The sequence below is a fragment of the Streptomyces lincolnensis genome (genome assembly GCF_021173675.1).
Classification (GTDB): domain Bacteria; phylum Actinomycetota; class Actinomycetes; order Streptomycetales; family Streptomycetaceae; genus Streptomyces; species Streptomyces lincolnensis_B.
In genome coordinates this window covers 64,414-84,980 of the sequence record NZ_JAIHON010000004.1, presented here as the reverse complement: position 1 = coordinate 84,980, position 20,567 = coordinate 64,414, and the positions used below count along the sequence as shown (strand labels likewise).

Genomic DNA, 20,567 nt, shown 5'->3' with positions numbered 1-20,567 from the left:
ACCGTCCGGGGGAGCCGCGGCTCTTCGCCACTGTGCAGCCCTCAGCGGCTGAGCAACCCCGACACCTGCCCGACCACCGGCATGCTCCCGATCGACTGGGCCTGCGCGACCGGCCCCGTCAGGGCCTGCGAGGTCAGCGGCTGGAAGTCGGCGAGCTGGGTGCCGACGCCGTTGTCGAGGGGGTCCACGCCCGTGCCCGCGAGCGGGTTGGGCTTGAGACCGGCGACCGGGCCGGTGACGTAGCCGACGGTGCCGGTGAGGGCCTGGAGGCCGGCCTGCGGGTTGACGTTGCCGAGCGACGTGGGGCGGGTGCGCATCACGTCCACCACCGGCTCGGTGTCCGCGGCGGCCGTCGCCGCGCCCGCGCCCAGGGCCACCCCCGCGGTGGCGAGGGCTGCCAGGGCGCGCTGGGCGGTGGGGTTCGGGGAGGACGTGTGTCGTGCCATTGCTGGTGCCACCTTCTGGTGCGCAGGGTAATCGTGTCGACACGAAGGGTAGTTGAGGTGTGACGCGCGCTCCAAAGACGACCCGCGGGGTCGGCAGGACGTACGGAATACGTCAAACTGGTGTCCCGTGAGCATCCATCTCCCCACCTCCGCCCGTGTCGTGCTGCTCTGCGGCCCCTCGGGCTCGGGCAAGTCCCTCGTCGCCGCCCGCTCGGGTCTTCCCGTGCTGCGCCTCGACGACTTCTACAAGGAGGGCGACGACCCGACGCTGCCGCTGGTGGCGGGGAGCACGGACATCGACTGGGACCACCCGGACTCCTGGGACACGGACGTCGCCGTCGCGGCGATTGCGGAGCTGTGCCGCACGGGCCGTACGAAGGTCCCCGCGTACGACATCGCGCTCAGCGCCCGTACCGGCGAGGAGAGCGTGGACATCGGGCGGACCCCGCTGTTCATCGCGGAGGGCGTCTTCGCGGCCGAGATCGTCGAGCGCTGCCGGGAGCTGGGACTGCTGGCCGACGCGCTGTGTCTGAACCGGGGCGCGGTGCGCACCTTCCGCCGCCGCTTCCTGCGTGATCTGCGAGAGGGCCGCAAGTCGGTCCCGTTCCTGCTCCGGCGCGGCTGGCGGCTGATGCGGCAGGAGCGTTCGATCATCGCCCGCCAGACCTCGCTCGGCGCCCACGCCTGCGACCGGGACGAGGCGCTCGGCCGGCTCGCCGCGGCCGCCGTGGGGCGCCGCCCGGCGGCGGCACGGACGACGACCTGATCGTCGTAGACCCGACAAGACGCCCGGCACACGAAAGCGGGACTGGACGGACCCCCCGGCCCTCCAGCCCCGCTTCTTCGTGCTCCCCCGTGCTTCCCCCGTGTCCCCCCGTGGTGCTTCCCCCGTTGGTCCCCCCGAGGCCCCCGTTGATCCCCCCAAACCCTCGGGCGGCCCCCCCTTTTTTCTCTTTTACTGCTCCCCCGTTACTTGCTTCCCCCCCCAACCTTCAGGCGACGAGCTCCCCGAAGGCGTTCTCCTCGTCACGGCCGAAGCTGAGGACCTCGTCCTCGCGCAGCCGGCGGAGCGACCGCCAGATGCTGGACTTCACCGTGCCGACACTGATGTCGAGGATCTCCGCGATCTCCGGGTCGGTGCGGCCCTCGTAGTAACGGAGGACCAGCATCGTGCGCTGGAGTTCGGGCAGCCGGGCCAGCGCCTGCCACAGGACCGCGCGCAGTTCGGTGCCGCGCATCGCGTCCGTGTCGCCGGGCGTCTCCGGCAGTTCCTCGGTCGGGTATTCGTTCAGCTTGCGGCGGCGCCACGCGCTGATGTGCAGGTTGGTCATCGTCCGCCGCAGGTATCCCCCGACGGCCGCCTTGTCACTGATCCGGTCCCACGCCCGGTACGTCGAGAACAGCGCGCTCTGGAGCAGGTCCTCGGCCTCGAAGCGGTCACCGGTGAGGTGGTAGGCGGTGGCGTACAGGGAGGCGCGGCGCTCCTGGACGTAGGCGGTGAACTCCGCCTCCGACAGGGAACGACGCTCCCCCGTGGCCTCCCCGTACGCTGCTCCCCCGACCGTGCCCACAGCGGCTGCAGCGGCCGTTTCCCCCGTGTGCGTGTCAACCACCGACATGTACGTCGAGTGCTGACGCCCGGTGCCGCGAGCGCACCCCCGCCCGCTCACGGCACCGGACTTCTCAGAACCCCGGCCGACGTCGTGCAGACGCGTGATCACTGCGCTAGTGCTGGTGCTGTGCAGCGTGTTCATCTCGCGCCCCCCGTCGTGGACTTCCGGTGTTCGGTCTGCTCAGGCGGTGGTGCTCCGCGAGTGTTCCGCGGTGCTCCCTTGCCTGTGCCGAAAAGCTTGCCAACGCACCTTCATGGCCGTGTCCGCCGACTGTCACAGACCTGTCACAGGGGACCCCCTCGGATGCCGCTCCCAGCCCCCGCACATCGTCCACACAGACATGAGCGCTACCGGCCCGTAGAAATACAGGTATCGGACCGTGAACCGACAGGTGTCGCAGCCCGGCACCCCCATGGGCCAGAATGAGCCCCGTGCCTTCCCTGTTGCTGATCGAGGACGACGACGCCATCCGTACGGCCCTGGAGCTCTCACTGACGCGCCAGGGACATCGGGTGGCCACCGCTGCCACCGGCGAGGACGGTCTGAAACTGCTGCGTGAGCAGCGGCCGGACCTGATCGTCCTGGATGTGATGCTGCCCGGTATCGACGGGTTCGAGGTGTGCCGGCGCATCCGGCGCACGGACCAGTTGCCGATCATTCTGCTGACCGCGCGCAGCGACGACATCGACGTGGTCGTGGGCCTGGAGTCCGGCGCGGACGACTATGTGGTCAAGCCGATCCAGGGACGGGTGCTCGACGCCCGGATCCGGGCCGTGCTGCGGCGCGGGGAGCGCGAGTCGACCGACGCGGCGAGCTTCGGCAGCCTGGTCATCGACCGGGCGGCCATGACCGTGACGAAGAACGGCGAGGATCTCCAGCTGACGCCGACCGAGCTCAGGCTGCTCCTCGAGCTGAGCCGCCGGCCGGGCCAGGCGTTGTCCCGGCAGCAGTTGCTGCGGCTGGTGTGGGAGCACGACTACCTGGGCGACTCCCGGCTGGTGGACGCCTGTGTGCAGCGGCTGCGCGCCAAGGTCGAGGACGTGCCCTCGTCCCCGACGCTGATCCGCACGGTCCGTGGTGTCGGCTACCGGCTGGACACTCCTCAGTGACCGAAGCGCACGGGGGGTTCCGCGGCTGGTTCGCGGCGCGCAAGGGAGTGTGGTCGCGGCTGCGGTTCACCAGTCTGCGGCTTCGCCTGGTGGTGGTCTTCGGGCTGGTGGCGCTGACGGCCGCGGTGTCCGCGTCCGGGATCGCGTACTGGCTCAACCGCGAGGCGGTGCTCACCCGCACCCAGGACGCGGTGCTGCGCGACTTCGAGCAGGAGATGCAGAACCGGGCGGGCGCGCTGCCCGGCACCCCCTCGCAGGACGAGCTCCAGCACACCGCCGGCCAGATGGCGAACAGCAGCCAGCGCTTCAGCGTGCTGCTGGTCGCGCGGGACGCCGACGGCAGGACGGTCTACGGCAACTCCGGCGCCCTGAACGGCTTCTCGCTCCAGGACGTGCCGGAGTCGCTGCGCAAGGCGGTGAACAAGCGGCAGCCGGTCAACTCCACCAACAAGTACGCCTACCACCTGTACTGGCAGCGGGTGTCCCTCCAGGGCACGCCGTATCTGGTGGCGGGCACGAAGGTGATCGACGGCGGGCCGACCGGCTACATGCTGAAGTCGCTGGAGCCGGAGGCGAAGGACCTCAACTCCCTCGCCTGGTCGCTCGGTATCGCCACGGGACTGGCGCTGATCGGCTCCGCGCTGCTCGCGCAGGCCGCCGCGACGACCGTGCTGAAGCCGGTGCAGCGCCTCGGGGTCGCCGCCCGGCGGCTCGGCGAGGGGCGACTCGACACCCGGCTGAGGGTGTCGGGGACCGATGAACTCGCGGATCTGTCGAGGACGTTCAACTACGCGGCCGAGGCGCTGGAGAAGCGGGTCGACGACATGGCGGCGCGGGACGACGCGTCCCGGCGGTTCGTGGCGGACATGAGCCATGAACTGCGCACGCCTCTCACCGCGATCACCGCCGTGACGGAGATCCTGGAAGAAGAGCTGGAGGCGGAGTCCGGGTCCATGGACCCGATGATCGAGCCGGCCGTCCGGCTCGTGGTCAGCGAGACCCGCCGCCTGAACGACCTGGTGGAGAACCTCATGGAGGTCACCCGCTTCGACGCGGGCACCGCGCGGCTGGTCCTGGACGACGTCGACCTCGCCGACCAGATCACCGCGTGCATCGACGCGCGGGCCTGGCTGGACGCGGTGGAGCTGGACGCCGAGCGCGGCATCCACGCCCGCCTGGACCCGCGCCGCCTGGACGTGATCCTGGCGAACCTCATCGGCAACGCGCTCAAGCACGGCGGCTCGCCGGTGCGGGTCGCGGTGCGGGAGGCGGCGGCCGAGGACGGCAGGGGCGCCGAGATCGTCATCCAGGTGCGCGACCACGGTCCGGGCATCCCCGAGGACGTCCTGCCGCACGTCTTCGACCGCTTCTACAAGGCGAGCGCCTCCCGTCCGCGTTCCGAGGGCAGCGGGCTCGGCCTCTCCATCGCCCTGGAGAACGCCCACATCCACGGCGGCGAGATCACCGCCGCCAACTCCGCCGAGGGCGGCGCGGTGTTCACGCTGCGGCTGCCCCAGGACGCGTCGGAGCTCGCGGCGGAGCTCGCCGAGGACGAGAAGGACGCGCAGAACGCCAGGAACGCCCGGACCGCCGAGAACGGGGACGCCCGATGAACGTACGCCGCGCGCTGGCGGTCCCGGTGCTGGCCCTGCTGCTGGCCGGGTGCGGCATCCGGGCCACCGAGGTGCCGACCGACTTCGGTCCCGCGCCGTCCCGGGTGCGCTGCGCGCTGTCCGAGCCGGACGTCTCCACCCGGGCCTCGCTCGGGCTGCCGGTGCAGGTGTTCCTGCTGTGCGGTTCGTCGCTGGTGGCCGTGGACCGGTCCGTGCGGGTGCCGGAGGGCACGGCGGACTCCGCGCGGCGCGTCCTGGTGGCGCAGGGGCTGCTGGACGAGCTGGCGGCGACCCCGTCGTCCGCGGAGAAGGAGGCCGGGTACTCCACGGACGTGCGCGGCGGCATGACGGTGAGCGGCCCGCTCCCCGGCGACCCGCAGGACGCGCTGCGGCTGAGCGTCCCGCCGGACGACCTCACCTCCTACGCCCTGGCCCAGCTCGTCTGCACGTTCTCCGACTCCACGGCGGCGGAGGGCGACGGCTCGGTCGTCCTGGGAGGCCCGATGCGGGGGGCGCTGAGCCGCTACGAGTGCACCGACGAGGTCCGGGCCCGCCCGGGTACCGCGGCGCCGCCGTCGAGCGCCGTGACGGGCGGCTGAGACCCGTTCGCAGCCCCTCGGCGGACGACTGTGGCGCATGCCTCACACGGGCGCGGTGGGTGTCCCGGAACCGATCGTGCCGGAGGCCGCGTCTAGGGGGGCGTGCAGCGTGAAGGCTCCATCGGCGGCAGCGCCGTGATCAGCGTCCGTGTGGCAGGGGGTGTCCTCCTTGTCGCACATCTCGTGTTCGCCGCCTGGTACACGCTGCGTCCGCTGGACGTCCCCTGGGTGATGCCGCCCAACGTGCATCCGTTCGCGAGCATCCGCTTCGATCTGACGCTGGGCTGGCAGGAGGCCGCCCGCCGCATCGGCGGCGGCCTGGGTCTGCTCGCCCCACTGGGCGTGCTGTTCCCACTGGCCCACGGCCGGCTCACGGTCTCCCCGCTCGCCTCGTTCGTCCGTACGACCGCCGCCGGCGCCCTGATCTCCCTGGGCATCGAACTCCTGCAGACCGGAGTGCCGGGACAGCGCGTCGACGTCGACTCCCTGCTGCTGAACACGGTGGGCGTGGCGCTGGCGCACACGCTGTTCGTCCCGGCGGCGCGGGCCTGGCTCCGCCGCAGGAACGAGCGCGCCTGGCATCACTCCCTCCGTCCGGAGGACGTGACTCAGGGTCGGACCCCGACGATTCCCAGGGTCGGCATCGCCCCGTAGAGCGACGCTTTGCCCCCTTCGTCTCCGTAACGTTGAGGTCAGTTGAGACGGGTACTCGGCCCGGCTCGAACAGACGCTCACGAAGGAGCCGCAATGTCCCGCCTCGCCCGCCCCACCAACGGCCGCATGATCGGCGGAGTGTGTGCCGCGCTGGCACGGCGCTTCGGCACCTCCGCGACGACGATGCGTGTCATCTTCCTGGTCTCCTGCCTGCTGCCGGGGCCGCAGTTCCTGCTCTACATCGCGCTGTGGATCCTGTTCCCGTCCGAGGGGAAGGCCGCGCGCACGGCCTGGTGACGGCCGGTACGTACGCCCGTGGGGCGCACCCCGTGTCCAGGGGTGCGCCCCACCGGCGCGTGCGAGGAGTGCCGGACCTCAGCCGAGCGGCAGGCCGTTCACGCCGGTGCCGGCGCCGCCGCCGGGAAGGGCCCCTCCGACCGGCAGACCGCCGAGGAGACCGGCGACCGGGGCGGTGGGACCCTCGGCGAGCACCTTCTCGACGGCCGGCTGCGCGGCGGCCAGGCCCGTGCCGAGCGCCGGCTGCGCCTGGGAGAGCGCCTCACCGGCGCCCGGGAGGGTCTTGGTGAGGTTCTCCGTCGGGAGGGTCCGGGTCACGCCGTCCAGGGCCTGCGTGGGGTCGGGCACGGCCGGGGCAGCGTTCGCGGCGCCCGCACCGGCGGCGGCGAAGGCGGCACCGAGGGCGGCGACACCGAGGGTCTTGGCAGCAGACTGCTTCATGAAATTGCGTCCTCGAAATGGAGTTGCGGGGATGTGAGCGGTCCACGACCGTAAACATGCGCAGGCACCCGCCGCAAACATCGAAATGCGGACGGATTGTGAAAGCCCGCCCGCATTCCGTACTCGTGATTCTGGAGGATCAGCCTTCCGCACCCACAGATCCGCTGGTGGAGGCGGTCTGCTGGAACAGCCATTCGGACTTCAGCTCCGCGTATCCGGGCTTGATGACGTCATTGATCATGGCGAGTCGTTCATCGAAAGGAATGAACGCTGATTTCATCGCATTGACGGAGAACCACTGCATGTCGTCGAGCGTGTAACCGAACGCCTCGACAAGGTGCTCGAATTCCCGGCTCATGCTGGTGCCCGACATCAGGCGGTTGTCGGTGTTCACGGTGGCCCGGAAGTGCAGCCGCCGCAGCAGTCCGATGGGGTGCTCGGCGTACGAGGCGGCGGCGCCCGTCTGGAGGTTGGAGCTGGGGCACAGCTCCAGCGGGACGCGCTTGTCGCGGACGTAGGAGGCGAGCCGCCCGAGCTCGACCGAGCCGTCCTCGTGGACCTGGATGTCGTCGATGATGCGCACGCCGTGGCCGAGCCGGTCGGCGCCGCACCACTGGAGGGCCTGCCAGATCGACGGCAGCCCGAAGGCCTCGCCGGCGTGGATGGTGAAGTGGTTGTTCTCGCGCTTGAGGTACTCGAAGGCGTCCAGGTGCCGGGTGGGCGGGTAACCGGCCTCGGCGCCCGCGATGTCGAAGCCGACGACCCCCAGGTCGCGGTAGCGGTTGGCGAGTTCGGCGATCTCCAGGGCGCGGGCCGCGTGCCGCATGGCGGTGAGCAGGGCGCCCACCCGGATCCGCCCGCCGCTCTCGCGGGCCCGTCGCTCCCCTTCCCGGAAGCCCTCGTTGACGGCCTCGACGACCTCTTCGAGGGTGAGCCCGCCTTCCAGGTGCTGTTCGGGGGCGTAGCGCACCTCCGCGTAGACGACTCCGTCCTCGGCGAGGTCCTCGGCGCACTCGGCGGCGACCCGGACGAGGGCCTCGCGGGTCTGCATCACGCCGACGGTGTGCGAGAAGGTCTCCAAGTACCGCTCCAGGGAGCCGGAGTCGGCGGCCTCGCGGAACCAGACGCCGAGCTTGTCGGGGTCGGTCTCGGGGAGATGCGCGTACCCGGTCTCCCGGGCGAGGTCGACGATCGTGCCGGGACGCAGCCCGCCGTCGAGGTGGTCGTGCAGCAGAACCTTGGGTGCCCGGCGGATCTGGTCCGGGCTCGGGGTCTTCCCCATCCGCTCAGTCTGGCTCGTCATCTCCGCACTCTAACTCCTACGCGCGTAGATCGCGCGGTGTACGAAAACGCCGATACGTAACGGTGACCGCACGGACTAGTGGCGTACACCCACCCTTCTGACACTGTTCTGTCATGGCACAGCAAGCGACGCCGGTTCGCACGGCCCGTCTGGGGCGGGCGCTCGGTCCGGAACCGACGGCGGTGAGCGGGGTGGTGCTGCTGCTCCCCGCGGGCGACGAGGTCTCCACCCGCAGACCCTCCCCCCTGTGGGCGGCCGCGTCCGTACGGACCTTGGGCCGCCGTCTCGAACGCGCGGGCCGCGCCGAGGGGTTGGCCACCCATGTCGTCCACTACCGCTATCGCGGCTGGAACGGCAGCGAGGCCCATCTCGCCCATGACGCGGCCTGGGCGGCCGAGGAGGTCGTACGACGCTACGGCGACGTCTCCGTCTGCCTCGTCGGCGTCGACATGGGCGCCCGCGCGGCACTGCGGTCGGCCGGACACGAGGCCGTCAACTCCGTGGTCGCGCTGGCCCCCTGGCTGCCCGAGGAGGATGTGGCCGCGCCACCCGAACCGGTGAAACAGCTCGTCGGGCGGCAGGTGTTGATCGCGCACGGCACGAACGACGAGCGGACGGATCCGGAGTTGTCGTTCCGGCTGGCCTCCCGGGCGAAGAAGGCGAATCGGGAGGTGTGCCGGTTCGAAGTGCATTCGGACGGGCACGGGTTGCATCAGCACCGGGATGAAGTGCACGCGTTGGCGGAGGACTTCGTGATGGGGGCGTTGTTCGGGCGGGCGTTTTCCCGGCCGGTGCGGGATGCGATGGCGGCTCCGCCACCTTTGGGACTTCGGATGCCGTTGGCTTCTGGGTTCGGGCGGTCCCTTCGCCGTTGAACTTGCGGTACGTGGAGGTCTGCGGGTTCGTTGTGGTTGGTCGCGCCCACGCGGCGGAGCCGCAAATCGACACAGCCCCGCGCCCCTTAGGTGAGCAGACTTCCCCTTCTTGACAGTAGGAACCTCTTGAAGGCCGCCACCGGGGGCGTGTCGGGGTGGCCGTCGAGCCAGGCCACTCCGATTTCTCGGACCGCTCTGGGGGCAGTGACCGTCAGTTCTGCAACACCCGGGCGGGGTACGGCCGGAGGTGGCAGCAGCGCGACCCCGAGGCCCGCCGCGACCAAGCCCCTCAACGTCTCCGCCTCCTCCCCCTCGAAAGCGATCCTCGGCCGGAAGCCTGCCTCCTCGCACAGATCGTCGGTGATACGGCGAAGGCCGTAGCCGGGTTCCAGGGTGACGAAGGTTTCGTCGGCGGCTTCTGCGAGGCGGACTCGTTTGCGGGCTGCGAGGCGGTGGTCGGCGGGGACGACGAGGCGGAGTTTCTGTTCGTCGAGGCGGCGGCCTACGAGGTCGGGGGCGTCCGGGACCGGGGAGGTGAGGCAGAGGTCGAGTTCGCCGGAGCGAAGGCGTTCGATCATGGCCTCGCCGTAGTTCTGGACGAGGCTGAAGCGGACGCGCGGATGGTCGGCGCGGAAGGCACGGATGAGGCCGGGGACCGTCTCGGAGCCCATGGTGTGCAGAAAGCCGAAGGCGACCTTGCCGGTGGCCGGGTCGGCGTCGGCGCGGACCGCGTCGGCGGCGCGGGCGATCTCGGCGAGGGCGCGGTCGACGGAGGTGAGGAAGGTGCGTCCGGCGGGCGTGAGGGAGACCGTCCGGCCGATGCGGGCGAACAGGTCGACGCCCAGGTCCTGTTCCAGGCGGACCATGGCCCGGGACAGGGTGGACTGCGGGACCTGCATCTCCTGGGCGGCGCGGGTGACGTGCTCGGTGCGGGCGACGCCGGCGAAGTGGGCGAGCCGGGGTGCCAGCAACATGACCATGTCTTCTGTGTCACTGGACGGTGACAGGCGGGGCTGTGACCTCTGCTGATGCTCCATGGGAACGATTATGGCGATTCCGTGCATTGGACGGATGAGCCGGGGCGTCCGTAGCTTCGAAGCATGTCTCCCGCCAGTACCGGGGCGTCCACCACCGTGGGCGCCGCACCGTCGGTTCCGTCCTCCGTCTCTGCCTCCTCCCCCGTCTCCTCCGCCGTCGACTCCCGTATGGCACCGGGCGGGCCCGGCTACCGCCGGATGAGCTTCGCCCTCTTCCTCGCCGGGGTCGCGACCTTCGCGCTGCTGTACTCCACGCAGGCCCTGCTGCCGCTGGTCTCCGGCGACTTCGGGGTGGCGGCGAGCGAGGCGAGCTGGACGGTGGCGGCCGCGACCGGTGGGCTGGCCCTGTTCGTGCTGCCGATGAGCGCCCTGTCGGAGCGCTTCGGCCGTCGTACGGTGATGACGGCCTCGCTGGCGGTCGCGGTGATCGTGGCCCTGCTGGTGCCCTTCGCGCCCTCGCTGACCGCGCTGGTGGCACTGCGCGCGGTCCAGGGCGCCGCGCTGGCCGGGCTGCCGGCCTCGGCGACGGCGTATCTCGCGGAGGAGGTCACGCCCAAGGCGCTGGTGACCGCGATCGGTCTGTTCGTGGCGGGCAACAGCGTCGGCGGGATGAGCGGCCGGGTCATCACCGGCTGGGTCGCGCAGGAGTGGGGCTGGCGGGTCGCGGTCGGGGTGATCGGCGTGATCGCGGTCGGCTGCGCGGTGGCCTTCCGGCTGCTGCTGCCCGCGCCTGAGCACTTCGTGGCCGGGTCGCTGCGACCGCGGGTGCTGGCCCGTACGGTCCGCGACCACCTCGCCGACCCGCTGATGCGCCGGCTGTACGCGATCGGCGCGCTGTTCATGACGGTGTTCGGCGGCGTCTACACGGTGATCGGCTACCGCCTGACCGAGGCCCCCTTCGGGCTGCCGCAGGGCGTCATCGGCTCGATCTTCCTGGTCTACCTGGTGGGCACGGTCTCCGCGTCCACGGCCGGGCGGCTGGTCGGGCGGCTCGGGCGCCGGGGTGCGCTGTACGCGGCGGGCGGTACGACGGCCGCGGGTCTGCTGGTGTCCCTGGCCGACTCCCTGCCGCTCGTCCTGCTGGGTCTGGTCCTGATCACCGGGGGCTTCTTCGCGGGGCACGCGGTCGCTTCCTCTGCGGTCAGCAAGACGGCGACGGCGGGGCGTGCGCAGGCCTCCGCGCTCTACCAGTCCGCCTACTACGTCGGCTCCAGCGCCGGCAGTACGGTCGGGGCGGTGGCCTTCCACGCGGGTGGCTGGAGCGGGACGGTCGGCGTCGGTCTCCTCGCCGTGATCGGCGTCGTGGCCATCACGGTCCTCGGCACGCGCGCGGCCCGGGCCGCGGCGCGGCGGGGGCCTGTGCCGGTGCGCTGAGGGCTTTTTCCTCGCCCCCGCCGCCCCTACCCGTCCCATCCCTGGGGGCTGCGCCCCCAGACCCCCTTGTCGGCCCTGAAGGGGCCTCGTCCTCAAACGCCGGACGGGCTGAAAGACCCAGGGGCGCGGGGCTGTGCTGAATATGCGGCTACCGCCGCGCGGGCGCGACCAGCCCCCACCCACCCGCAGGTCGGGGTCGAAGGGGCGGAGCCCCTGGGGGATGGGACGGGTAGGGGCGGCGGGGGCGAGGAACGTGTTCGGCCCCCGACCCCCTCCGACCTGCCCCTTTCCCCACTCGCCAGGCCATTGTCAGTGGGCTGCGATAGCTTCCGAAGTACTGGGCGCACAGACGCGCTCCGACAGGAACGGCCACAGGGGTGGGTGGACGATGACGAACAGCACGGCGACGCCGACGGACCTCGACGTCACACTGGAACGGCACCGGACGGAACTGACCGGCTACTGCTACCGGATGCTCGGCTCCTCCTTCGAGGCGGAGGACGCGGTCCAGGACACGATGGTCCGCGCCTGGCGCAGCTACGAGAAGTTCGAGGGACGCTCCAGCCTCCGCTCCTGGCTCTACCGCATCGCGACGAACGTCTGCCTGGACATGCTCACCGCCGGCAACAAGCGCGCTCGCCCCATGGACCTCTCCGAGTCCACGCCGCTCGCCCAGGCCGCCCTCTCCCCCCGCCCGGACAACACCTGGCTGGAACCCATGCCCGACGCACGCGTGCTCCCCACGACGGACGACCCGGCAGAGGCGGCCGTCGCCAAGGAATCGGTCCGGCTGGCCTTCATGGCGGCCCTGCAGCAACTCCCGGCCAAACAGCGCGCGGTGCTGATCCTGCGCGAGGTGCTGGCCTGGAAGGCGAGCGAGGTCGCCGAGCTGCTCGACACCTCGGTCGCCTCGGTCAACAGCGCCCTCCAGCGAGCCCGCGCGACCCTCGCCGAGCGAGAGCAGCACGGCGCGGACGCGGTCGTGTCCAATCCGCTGGACGAGGACCAGCGAAAGCTCCTGGACCGCTATGTGGCGGCCTTCGAGGGCTACGACATGACGGCGCTGACGGCCCTGCTGCACGAGGACGCCATCATGACGATGCCGCCGTTCGACCTGTGGCTGACCGGCCACGACGACATCACCGGCTTCATGACGACGCTCGGTTCCGCCTGCGCCGGTTCGCGTCTGCTGCCGGTCCAGGTCAACGGCCTGCCCGGGTTCGCCCAGTACAAGCCGGACCCGGAGAAGGGCGGCTTCACACCGTGGGCGGTGCAGGTGCTGGAGATCTCAGACGGCCGGCTCACCGGGTTCCATTTCTTCCTCGACACCCAGCGCTGGTTCCCGCTGTTCGGGCTGCCCCTCCACCTCGAAGGTCAGGCCGACCAGGTCGAGGAAGGCGCGTAGGGCGGGATCGGGATCGCGCAGCCGGATGCGGGCGCCGCGCCTGCGGGCGGTGAGGTCGAGGCGGGCCAGCAGGTCGACGGCGGTGAGACCGGGCGGGCCCAGTCCGGCGACGTCGCACACCACACGCTCGGCGCCGGTGCTCTCCAGCAGCGCTCGCACGTCGTCGCAGAGCCCGGCCACCTCGTCCCTGGTGACGGGGCCGGTCAGCATGAGTACTGCGGGTGTCATGGCGTCCACGATCGGTAGACCGGGCGGGCGGGCGTAACTCATCGCGGCCGGCGTCCTCGGCTGCCGCCCGGGTCGCCCGCCGACCGGGATCACATTGACCCGCGGCCCTCCTTCCCCGGAGGGTTGCCTGTATGCCCCACATATCGGCGCCGCCCTGGACACCGCACGCCTTCCTCACGTCTGAGGAGGCTCCGTGCAGGGAGTGCTGACCGGGTTCGCGGTGATCGCGGTCGTGATCGGCGTGGGCTATGTCATCGGCCTACGCGGCTACCTCGGCGACCAGGGCCGGGAGGTCCTGACCAAGCTCGCCTTCCATGTGGCGTCCCCGGCCCTGCTGTTCACCACGCTCGCCCGGACCGACCTGTCGCTGATCTTCTCCGACCGGCTGCTGGTGACCGCGCTGAGCACGGCCACGGTGGCGGGGGTCTTCGTCGCGGCGGGTGTCCTACGGCGCTGGGGTGTGGGCCGTACGACGATCGGCGCGCTGTGCTCCAGTTACGTCAACTCGGGCAACCTCGGCATCCCGATCGCCGTGTACGTCCTGGGCGACGCCTCGCTGGTGGCGCCGGTGCTGCTGTTCCAGCTGATCGGGGTGACCCCGATAGCGCTGACCGTTCTCGACCTGACCTCGGGCGAGGGCGCGAAGGGCCCGCTGTGGACGCGGCTGCTGACGCCCCTGCGCAATCCGATCGCGCTGGGCTCGCTGGCCGGGGTGGCGGTGTCGGCGGCGGGCGTGAAAATACCGGCCCCGATCATGGACCCGCTCTCCCTCATCGGCGGCATGTCCGTCCCGGCCGTCCTGCTCGCCTTCGGCATCTCCCTGTGCGGCAGCACGATGCCCGGCAAGGGCCCCGACCGTCAGCTGGTGCTGCTCTCGGTCGTACTGAAGTCGGTGGGCCAGCCCGCGGTGGCCTGGGCCCTGGCGGCGGGCGTCTTCGGCCTGCGGGGCGCCCCCCTGCTCGACGTGGTGGTGACGTCGGCCCTCCCGGCCGCGCAGAACCTGTACACGTATGCGTCGACCTACGGGGTGGGCGAGCGGTTGGCCCGGGACTCGATCCTGGTGTCGACGGTGTTGTCGGTGCCGGTGCTGGTGGTGGTGGCGGCGCTGTTGGGTTGACGGTCAGTCGACGGGGAACTCGCCGGTGTCGATCGTCACGTCGAACGGCGCCGGCAGCTTGATGGGGTCACCGAACTTGACCGCCCTCAGCACACGGTAGACATCGCCCTTCGGTTCTCCGAAGAGCGTGGCCGTCGGCCCTCCGGGGGCCCAGCGGTCGATCAGCAGATAGAGGGGAATCCCGGCGGTGGCGTAGGCGGCGGGCTTGCTGACACGGTCGTGGTGCGCGTTGGACTTCGAGGTCACCTCGACGACGAGTTCTGCCAGGGCAGCCGGAATATGGGAGTCCGCCTCCGCGCATTCCTGCACGGGAGCCACGAGCAGGTCGGGGATGAGCATGCCCAGACGTGACGGCACGGCGATCGCCAACGTCTGGAAGACGCCCCAGTCCTGGGGGATCACGGAGTAGAGGCGACGCTGAATGCGTTCTGCGATCACATTGTGGCGGGACGCGGGAGCAGGTGACACGGTGATGATCCCCTCGATGATCTCCACCTTGCTGCCCTCGGGCCATTCCATCTCCTCCCAGTACCGGACGAGGTCGTCCCAGTTCTGGTCGGGGTCCTGGCTCACGGTGAGTGCGCTCATGGCGGTCTCCTTCGGTGCGTCACCGATCCCAGCATGCCGAACGGGACCGGTGGTGGTCCACCGATCCCGTTCACCCGAATGAGGAAACCGCAGGTCAGGCGATACGTTCCAGCACCACCGGCGACGCCTTGAAGTCCGTGCCGGCCGCCGCGATGTCGTAGGAGCCCTCGATCGACTGGAGCGCGTACTCGAAGCGTTCCGGCGTGTCCGTGTGGAGGGTGAGGAGGGGCTGCCCCTCGGTGACCTCGTCGCCGGGCTTGGCGTGCATCTCCACGCCCGCCCCCGCCTGCACCGGGTCCTCCTTGCGGGCGCGGCCCGCGCCGAGGCGCCAGGCGGCGACGCCGATGTCGTAGGCGTCGAGGCGGGTGAGGACGCCCGAGGCGCCCGCCTTGACGACGTGCTGCTCGCGGGCGACCGGGAGGGTCGCGTCCGGGTCGCCGCCCTGGGCCACGATCATGCGGCGCCAGACGTCCATCGCGGAGCCGTCGGCCAGGGCCTTGGCGGGGTCGGCGTCGCGGATGCCCGCCGCGTCGAGCATCTCGCTGGCCAGGGCGAGGGTCAGCTCCACGACGTCCGAGGGGCCGCCGCCGGCCAGGACCTCGACGGACTCGCGGACTTCGAGGGCGTTGCCGGCCGTGAGGCCGAGCGGGGTGGACATGTCCGTCAGCAGCGCGACCGTCTTCACGCCGTGGTCCGTGCCCAGGCCCACCATGGTGGACGCCAGCTCCCGCGCGTCCTCGATGGTCTTCATGAAGGCGCCGGTGCCGACCTTCACGTCCAGGACCAGCGAGCCCGTGCCCTCGGCGATCTTCTTCGACATGATCGAGGAGGCGATGAGCGGGATCGCCTCCACCGTGCCGGTCACGTCCCGCAGGGCGTACAGCTTCTTGTCGGCCGGGGCCAGGCCGTCGCCCGCCGCGCAGATCACCGCGCCCGTGCCGTCGAGCACGGACAGCATCTCCTCGTTGGAGAGCAGCGCGCGCCAGCCGGGGATCGACTCCAGCTTGTCGAGCGTGCCGCCCGTGTGGCCGAGGCCGCGGCCGGAGAGCTGCGGGACCGCCGCCCCGCAGGCCGCCACCAGGGGCGCCAGCGGGAGGGTGATCTTGTCCCCCACGCCGCCGGTGGAGTGCTTGTCGGCCGTCGGGCGGGACAGGGACGCGAAGTCCATGCGCTCGCCGGAGGCGATCATCGCGGCCGTCCAGCGGGCGATCTCCCGGCGGTTCATGCCGTTGATCAGGATCGCCATGGCGAGCGCGGACATCTGCTCGTCGGCGACCTCCCCGCGGGTGTACGCGTCGATGACCCAGTCGATCTGCTCGTCGCTGAGCTCACCGCGGTCCCGCTTGGTGCGGATGACGGAGACGGCGTCCATGGCCATGGCGTTCCTTCCGAACGTGTGCGGCCCCTCTGAGCGGATCAGAGGGGCCGCACGGGAGTTACTTGGTGAGATGGTCCGGGCCGAAGGCCTGGGGCAGCATCTCCGACAGGGGGAGGATCCCGGCGGGGGTCTCCAGGAGGAGTTCCGCGCCGCCGAACTCGTACAGCAGCTGCCGGCAGCGGCCGCACGGGACGAGGATCTCGCCGTGGCCGTCGACGCAGGTGAAGTGCGTCAGCCGGCCGCCCCCGGTGTTGTGGAGTTCCGAGACCAGGCCGCATTCGGCGCACAGGCCGAGGCCGTAGGAGGCGTTCTCGACGTTGCAGCCGGAGACGATCCGGCCGTCGTCGACAAGGGCGGCCACGCCGACCGGGTAGCCGGAGTACGGGGCGTACGCCCGGGACATGGCGTCCCGGGCCACCTCGCGCAGCCGTCCCCAGTCGACGTCGGTCACTTGCCCTGTCCCTTCCGGTACCGCATGCCGTCCGCCTTGGGCATCCTGAGGCGCTGCGCGGACAGCGACAGCACCAGCAGGGTGACCACGTACGGGGTGGCGCCCACGAAGTCGCTGGGCACGCTGTCGGTGAGCAGGTACCAGACCAGGACGAGGACGGCGGCGACCGCGCTGGCCACGCCCTGCCACAGCGCCTTCTTGTACAGCTTCCAGCCGGCGAGGACCGCGAGCAGCACGACCAGCAGGAGCAGCAGGGCGTGCACGGTCTCGCCGCCGTTGCGCAGCTGGAGAGCGTCGGAGAAGCCGAACAGGCCGGCACCCATCGCCAGGCCGCCCGGGCGCCAGTTGCCGAAGATCATGGCCGCGAGGCCGATGTAGCCGCGTCCGCCGGTCTGGGCCTCCTGGTAGATGTGCGAGGTGACCAGGGCGAGGAAGGCGCCGCCGAGTCCGGCGAGGCCGCCGGAGACGGCCACGGCCGCGTACTTGTACTTGTAGACGTTGACGCCGAGGGACTCGGCGGCGACCGGGTTCTCGCCGCAGGAGCGCAGCCGCAGACCGAAGGGCGTGCGCCACAGCAGCCACCAGCTGCCCACGAACAGCGCCGCGGCGAGCAGCGTGATCACGGACAGGTTGGTGACCAGTCCGCCGATGATGCCGGCGAGGTCGGAGATCAGGAACCAGTGGTGCTTCTCGACCGACTGGAGGGCGTCCGAGAGACCGGGCACGTCGATGTTGGGCAGCGAGTCGGCGGGCGGGGACTGCTTGGGGTTGCCGCCGGCCTCCGCCGCCTCGCCCTCCGAGAAGACGAGCTTGGCGAGGTACTGGGTGGCGCCGAGGGCGAGCAGGTTGACCGCGACACCGGAGACGATGTGGTCGACGCCGAAGGTGATGGTCGCGACGGCGTGCACCAGGCCACCGAGGACACCGAAGGCGACACCGCACAGCAGGCCCAGCCAGGGGCTGGTCTGCCAGCCGAGCCAGCCGGCGCCGAAGGTGCCGAGGATCATCATGCCTTCGAGGCCGATGTTGACCACGCCGGCCCGCTCCGACCACAGACCGGCGAGACCGGCGAGGCCGATGGGCACGGCCAGGGCCAGGGCGGCGCTGATCTGTCCGTCGGAGGTGAGCTGTTCGGACCCGGTGAGGACGCGGACCGCGGAGACCAGCAGCAGCGCGCCGGCGACGATCATGAGGATCTGGCCGAGCGAGCGGCCGCCCCTGGGTTCGGTGTCCGCCTTGGGGGCCGCGGGCGGCGGCGTGTCGGTCATCGTGGCAGTCATCACGCCACCTCCTGCTTCTCGGTCGGGGCGGCGGCCTGGGCGGCGAGTTCGGCGCCGACCCGCTGCTGCTGGCGCTTGAGGCCGTAACGGCGTACGACCTCGTAGGCGATGACGACACACAGGACGATGACGCCCTGGATGACGCCGAGGATCTCCTTGTCGTAGCCCTCGAATTCCAGGTGGTTGGTGGTGCGCTCCAGGAAGCCCCACAGCAGGGCGCCGAGGGCGATGCCGACCGGGTGGTTGCGGCCGAGCAGCGCGATGGCGATGCCGGTGAAGCCGATGCCCGCCGGGAAGTCGTTGCTGAACTGGTGGCTGTCGTTGAGGAGGGTCGGCATGCCGATCAGACCGGCCACCGCACCCGAGATGATCATGCTGGTGGCGACCATCTTCTTCACGCTGACACCGCTCGCGGCGGCGGCGCTCTCGGACTGGCCCACCGTGCGCAGGTCGAAGCCGAACCGGGTGCGGCCGAGGACGAACCAGTAGGCGACGCCGACGAGCGCGGCGATGACGATGAAGCCCCACAGCTCGCCGGCCGGGCCGGTGTCGATGGAGAAGAAGTACGAGTCCTTCGGCAGCGGTGTGGTGGAGACGACCGTGCCGCCGCTCTGGAGCTCGGCGAGCTTTCCGGGCTGGAGCAGATAGGCGATGACCGCGGTGGCGATCGAGTTGAGCATGATCGTCGAGATGACCTCGCTGACCCCGCGGGTCACCTTGAGGATGCCCGCGATGGCCGCCCACAGGGCTCCGGTCGCCATGGCGCACAGGATGATCAGCGGGATGGCGATCCAGCCGGGCACGGTCAGCGCGCCGCCGAGGACGGCGGCGATGAACGCGGCGAGCCGGTACTGGCCGTCGACGCCGATGTTGAACAGGTTCATGCGGAAGCCGATGGCCACCGCGACACCCGCCAGGTAGTACGTCGTCGCCTTGTTGAGGATGTAGACCTGGCTGTCGCTGGCGGTGCCGTAGGTCAGCATGTCGCTGAAGGCGGCGCCCGGGTTCTTGCCGGTGGCGAGGATCACCAGGGTGGTGACGACGATCGCGGCGACGAGCGCGAGCAGCGGGGCCGCGAGGCCGAGGAGCAGCCGCTCCTTGTCGATCCGTGCGGTGAGCTTGTTCATCGGTCGTCGTCCTCTGTGTGCTCCAGGTGGCCGGAGGCCGCACCCGTCATGGCGGAGCCCAGCTCCTCGGGGGTGATCGTGGCGGGGTCGGCGTCGGCGACCAGGCGGCCGCGGTACATCACCCGCAGGGTGTCGGAGAGCCCGATGAGCTCGTCCAGGTCGGCCGAGATCAGCAGGACGGCCAGGCCCTCGCGGCGGGCCTGGCGGATGTGGTCCCAGATGGCGGCCTGGGCGCCGACGTCCACACCGCGGGTGGGGTGGGCGGCGATCAGGAGCTTGGGCGCGTGGCTCATCTCGCGGCCGACGATCAGCTTCTGCTGGTTGCCGCCGGACAGCGAGGCGGCGGTCACCTCGATGCCGGGGGTGCGGACGTCGTAGTCCGCGACGATGCGCTCGGTGTCGGTGCGAGCGCCCTTGAGGTCGAGGAGGCCGCCGCGCGAGTTGGGCTTCTCGGTGACATGGCCGAGGATGCGGTTCTCCCACAGCGGGGCTTCCAGGAGCAGGCCGTGGCGGTGGCGGTCCTCGGGGATGTAGCCGACGCCTGCCTCGCGGCGCTGCCGGGTGGGGGCGTGGGAGATGTCGGTGCCGTCGAGCGAGATGGTGCCGGCGTCGGGGGTGCGGATGCCCATGATCGCCTCGACCAGCTCGGACTGGCCGTTGCCCTCCACACCGGCGATGCCGAGGACCTCGCCCTTGTGGATGGTGAAGCCGATCCTGTCGAGGATGATGCGCTCGACGCCGTCGAGGTCGGTCTGGCTCAGGCGCAGTCCGTCCACCGTGAGCATCGCCACGTCGGTGACGGTGGACTCCTGGGTCTCCGGGGTGGGCAGTTCGCTGCCGACCATCAGCTCGGCGAGCTGCTTGGAGGTGGTGGTCCTCGGATCCACCGTGCCGACGGTGGTGCCGCGCCGGATGACGGTGATCTCGTCGGCGACGGACAGCACCTCGCCCAGCTTGTGCGAGATGAAGATGACGGTGAGGCCCTCGGCCTTGAGCTCGCGCAGGTTGTCGAAGAGGGCGTCGACCTCCTGCGGCACGAGGACGGCGGTGGGCTCGTCGAGGATGAGGGTCCGGGCGCCGCGGTAGAGGACCTTGAGGATCTCCACGCGCTGGCGGTCGGCGACGCCGAGTTCCTCCAGGAGGACGTCGGGGCGGACGTTCAGTCCGTACGCGTCGGAGATCTCCCTGATCTTCTTGCGCGCCTTGGAGCCGATGCCGTGGAGCTTCTCCGCGCCGAGGACGACGTTCTCCAGGACGGTGAGGTTGTCGGCGAGCATGAAGTGCTGGTGCACCATGCCGATGCCGCGGGCGATGGCGTCGGCGGGGTTGCCGAAGGTGACCCGTTCGCCGGCCACCGTGATGGTGCCCTCGTCCGGCTGCTGCATGCCGTAGAGGATCTTCATCAGGGTGGATTTGCCGGCGCCGTTCTCACCGCACAGGGCGTGCACGGTGCCGGTGCGGACGGTGATGTCGATGTCCCGGTTGGCGACGACGCCGGGGAATCGCTTGGTGATGCCGCGCAGTTCGACGGCTGCGGGAGGGCTGGACGCGTTGATGGCGCACTCTCCTCGGGGAAAAGGGCTGCGTAGGGGAGGGCAGGCGTCGGTGACGCTAGCGCGGCAACTCCGTGCT

General features: G+C 70.9%; 22 protein-coding genes. 10 read left to right on the top strand and 12 right to left on the bottom strand.

Annotated elements, in window-relative coordinates; genetic code table 11:
- Positions 1–41: 41 nt before the first annotated feature.
- Entirely contained in the window at positions 42–446 is a 405-nt protein-coding gene (locus tag K4B79_RS11105) for a hypothetical protein (RefSeq protein ID WP_232026329.1), read from the bottom strand.
- Positions 447–573: 127 nt separating this feature from the next.
- Between K4B79_RS11105 and K4B79_RS11100 the strand changes: the two genes are divergently transcribed.
- Positions 574–1,212, top strand: coding sequence for a uridine kinase family protein (locus K4B79_RS11100; protein WP_232026328.1), 639 nt, complete (start codon positions 574–576; stop codon positions 1,210–1,212).
- Positions 1,213–1,438: 226 nt separating this feature from the next.
- On the opposite strand, the gene K4B79_RS11095 is transcribed toward K4B79_RS11100, so the two are convergent.
- Positions 1,439–2,200, bottom strand: coding sequence for a SigE family RNA polymerase sigma factor (locus K4B79_RS11095; RefSeq protein ID WP_232026327.1), 762 nt, complete (start codon positions 2,198–2,200; stop codon positions 1,439–1,441).
- Positions 2,201–2,490: 290 nt separating this feature from the next.
- Between K4B79_RS11095 and afsQ1 the strand changes: the two genes are divergently transcribed.
- The 5 genes from afsQ1 (at position 2,491) to K4B79_RS11070 (ending at position 6,331) form a co-directional block, all read left to right on the top strand.
- A complete protein-coding gene (afsQ1, locus tag K4B79_RS11090) occupies positions 2,491–3,168 on the top strand; it encodes a two-component system response regulator AfsQ1 (RefSeq protein WP_020141253.1) in 678 nt (225 codons plus the stop codon).
- Entirely contained in the window at positions 3,165–4,781 is a 1,617-nt protein-coding gene (locus tag K4B79_RS11085) for a sensor histidine kinase (RefSeq protein ID WP_232026326.1), read from the top strand. The genes afsQ1 and K4B79_RS11085 overlap by 4 nt, the downstream gene beginning before the upstream one ends.
- Positions 4,778–5,380 carry a hypothetical protein gene (locus K4B79_RS11080; protein ID WP_232026325.1) on the top strand — a complete coding sequence of 201 codons (603 nt, stop codon included), beginning with the start codon at positions 4,778–4,780 and terminating at the stop codon, positions 5,378–5,380. The genes K4B79_RS11085 and K4B79_RS11080 overlap by 4 nt, the downstream gene beginning before the upstream one ends.
- A 102-nt stretch (positions 5,381–5,482) precedes the next feature.
- The gene (locus K4B79_RS11075) at positions 5,483–6,034 is read left to right on the top strand and encodes a VanZ family protein (protein WP_232026324.1); all 552 of its coding nucleotides are present in this window, start codon (positions 5,483–5,485) and stop codon (positions 6,032–6,034) included.
- A 93-nt stretch (positions 6,035–6,127) separates the two neighbouring features.
- Positions 6,128–6,331, top strand: coding sequence for a PspC domain-containing protein (locus K4B79_RS11070; protein WP_067438441.1), 204 nt, complete (start codon positions 6,128–6,130; stop codon positions 6,329–6,331).
- A 78-nt stretch (positions 6,332–6,409) separates the two neighbouring features.
- Here the strand turns inward: K4B79_RS11070 and K4B79_RS11065 are convergent, their stop codons facing one another.
- Positions 6,410–6,772, bottom strand: a complete 363-nt coding sequence (locus K4B79_RS11065; RefSeq protein WP_232026323.1) for an ATP-binding protein — start codon at positions 6,770–6,772, stop codon at positions 6,410–6,412.
- A gap of 139 nt (positions 6,773–6,911) precedes the next feature.
- The gene (locus K4B79_RS11060; RefSeq protein ID WP_232026322.1) at positions 6,912–8,075 is read right to left on the bottom strand and encodes an adenosine deaminase; all 1,164 of its coding nucleotides are present in this window, start codon (positions 8,073–8,075) and stop codon (positions 6,912–6,914) included.
- 113 nt (positions 8,076–8,188) lie between these two features.
- On the opposite strand from K4B79_RS11060, the gene K4B79_RS11055 reads away from it, so the two are divergent.
- On the top strand, positions 8,189–8,950 hold the full coding sequence (locus K4B79_RS11055; protein ID WP_232026321.1) for an alpha/beta fold hydrolase: 762 nt from the start codon (positions 8,189–8,191) through the stop codon (positions 8,948–8,950).
- A gap of 86 nt (positions 8,951–9,036) precedes the next feature.
- Here K4B79_RS11055 and K4B79_RS11050 read toward each other — a convergent pair whose 3' ends face one another.
- Positions 9,037–9,987, bottom strand: coding sequence for a LysR family transcriptional regulator (locus K4B79_RS11050; RefSeq protein ID WP_232026320.1), 951 nt, complete (start codon positions 9,985–9,987; stop codon positions 9,037–9,039).
- Positions 9,988–10,050: 63 nt separating this feature from the next.
- On the opposite strand from K4B79_RS11050, the gene K4B79_RS11045 reads away from it, so the two are divergent.
- On the top strand, positions 10,051–11,361 hold the full coding sequence (locus tag K4B79_RS11045; protein ID WP_232026319.1) for an MFS transporter: 1,311 nt from the start codon (positions 10,051–10,053) through the stop codon (positions 11,359–11,361).
- 388 nt (positions 11,362–11,749) lie between these two features.
- Positions 11,750–12,766 carry a sigma-70 family RNA polymerase sigma factor gene (locus K4B79_RS11040; protein WP_232026318.1) on the top strand — a complete coding sequence of 339 codons (1,017 nt, stop codon included), beginning with the start codon at positions 11,750–11,752 and terminating at the stop codon, positions 12,764–12,766.
- Here K4B79_RS11040 and K4B79_RS11035 read toward each other — a convergent pair.
- Positions 12,650–13,036 carry an STAS domain-containing protein gene (locus K4B79_RS11035; protein ID WP_232026317.1) on the bottom strand — a complete coding sequence of 129 codons (387 nt, stop codon included), beginning with the start codon at positions 13,034–13,036 and terminating at the stop codon, positions 12,650–12,652. The genes K4B79_RS11040 and K4B79_RS11035 overlap by 117 nt on opposite strands.
- Positions 13,037–13,187: 151 nt before the next feature.
- On the opposite strand from K4B79_RS11035, the gene K4B79_RS11030 reads away from it, so the two are divergent.
- On the top strand, positions 13,188–14,111 hold the full coding sequence (locus K4B79_RS11030; RefSeq protein ID WP_232026316.1) for an AEC family transporter: 924 nt from the start codon (positions 13,188–13,190) through the stop codon (positions 14,109–14,111).
- Between the two features lie 3 nt (positions 14,112–14,114).
- On the opposite strand, the gene K4B79_RS11025 is transcribed toward K4B79_RS11030, so the two are convergent.
- From K4B79_RS11025 to K4B79_RS11000, 6 genes are all read right to left on the bottom strand, one after another.
- Positions 14,115–14,699, bottom strand: coding sequence for a Uma2 family endonuclease (locus K4B79_RS11025; RefSeq protein WP_232026315.1), 585 nt, complete (start codon positions 14,697–14,699; stop codon positions 14,115–14,117).
- Positions 14,700–14,793: 94 nt separating this feature from the next.
- Complete coding sequence (locus K4B79_RS11020; protein ID WP_232026911.1) at positions 14,794–16,071, bottom strand: thymidine phosphorylase; 1,278 nt, start codon at positions 16,069–16,071, stop codon at positions 14,794–14,796.
- A 64-nt stretch (positions 16,072–16,135) separates the two neighbouring features.
- Complete coding sequence (locus K4B79_RS11015) at positions 16,136–16,528, bottom strand: cytidine deaminase (protein WP_232026314.1); 393 nt, start codon at positions 16,526–16,528, stop codon at positions 16,136–16,138.
- Positions 16,525–17,808, bottom strand: a complete 1,284-nt coding sequence (locus K4B79_RS11010; protein WP_232026313.1) for an ABC transporter permease — start codon at positions 17,806–17,808, stop codon at positions 16,525–16,527. The genes K4B79_RS11015 and K4B79_RS11010 overlap by 4 nt, the downstream gene beginning before the upstream one ends.
- A complete protein-coding gene (locus tag K4B79_RS11005; protein WP_232026312.1) occupies positions 17,808–18,935 on the bottom strand; it encodes an ABC transporter permease in 1,128 nt (375 codons plus the stop codon). Before K4B79_RS11005 ends, K4B79_RS11010 begins: the two co-directional genes overlap by 1 nt.
- Complete coding sequence (locus tag K4B79_RS11000) at positions 18,932–20,458, bottom strand: ABC transporter ATP-binding protein (RefSeq protein WP_232026910.1); 1,527 nt, start codon at positions 20,456–20,458, stop codon at positions 18,932–18,934. Before K4B79_RS11000 ends, K4B79_RS11005 begins: the two co-directional genes overlap by 4 nt.
- Between the last annotated feature and the right edge of the window lie 109 nt (positions 20,459–20,567).

Excerpts from the sequence above, each read along its gene's own strand:
- K4B79_RS11025 (WP_232026315.1), bottom strand. The coding sequence starts at position 14,699 with ATGAGCGCACTCACCGTGAGCCAGGACCCCGACCAGAACTGGGACGAC.
- K4B79_RS11105 (WP_232026329.1), bottom strand. The coding sequence starts at position 446 with ATGGCACGACACACGTCCTCCCCGAACCCCACCGCCCAGCGCGCCCTG.
- K4B79_RS11005 (WP_232026312.1), bottom strand. The coding sequence starts at position 18,935 with ATGAACAAGCTCACCGCACGGATCGACAAGGAGCGGCTGCTCCTCGGC.
- K4B79_RS11050 (WP_232026320.1), bottom strand. The coding sequence starts at position 9,987 with ATGGAGCATCAGCAGAGGTCACAGCCCCGCCTGTCACCGTCCAGTGAC.
- K4B79_RS11040 (WP_232026318.1), top strand. The coding sequence starts at position 11,750 with ATGACGAACAGCACGGCGACGCCGACGGACCTCGACGTCACACTGGAA.
- K4B79_RS11065 (WP_232026323.1), bottom strand. The coding sequence starts at position 6,772 with ATGAAGCAGTCTGCTGCCAAGACCCTCGGTGTCGCCGCCCTCGGTGCC.
- K4B79_RS11080 (WP_232026325.1), top strand. The coding sequence starts at position 4,778 with ATGAACGTACGCCGCGCGCTGGCGGTCCCGGTGCTGGCCCTGCTGCTG.
- K4B79_RS11045 (WP_232026319.1), top strand. The coding sequence starts at position 10,051 with ATGTCTCCCGCCAGTACCGGGGCGTCCACCACCGTGGGCGCCGCACCG.
- K4B79_RS11010 (WP_232026313.1), bottom strand. The coding sequence starts at position 17,808 with ATGACTGCCACGATGACCGACACGCCGCCGCCCGCGGCCCCCAAGGCG.
- K4B79_RS11020 (WP_232026911.1), bottom strand. The coding sequence starts at position 16,071 with ATGGACGCCGTCTCCGTCATCCGCACCAAGCGGGACCGCGGTGAGCTC.
- K4B79_RS11060 (WP_232026322.1), bottom strand. The coding sequence starts at position 8,075 with ATGACGAGCCAGACTGAGCGGATGGGGAAGACCCCGAGCCCGGACCAG.
- K4B79_RS11095 (WP_232026327.1), bottom strand. The coding sequence starts at position 2,200 with ATGAACACGCTGCACAGCACCAGCACTAGCGCAGTGATCACGCGTCTG.
- K4B79_RS11035 (WP_232026317.1), bottom strand. The coding sequence starts at position 13,036 with ATGAGTTACGCCCGCCCGCCCGGTCTACCGATCGTGGACGCCATGACA.
- K4B79_RS11070 (WP_067438441.1), top strand. The coding sequence starts at position 6,128 with ATGTCCCGCCTCGCCCGCCCCACCAACGGCCGCATGATCGGCGGAGTG.
- K4B79_RS11055 (WP_232026321.1), top strand. The coding sequence starts at position 8,189 with ATGGCACAGCAAGCGACGCCGGTTCGCACGGCCCGTCTGGGGCGGGCG.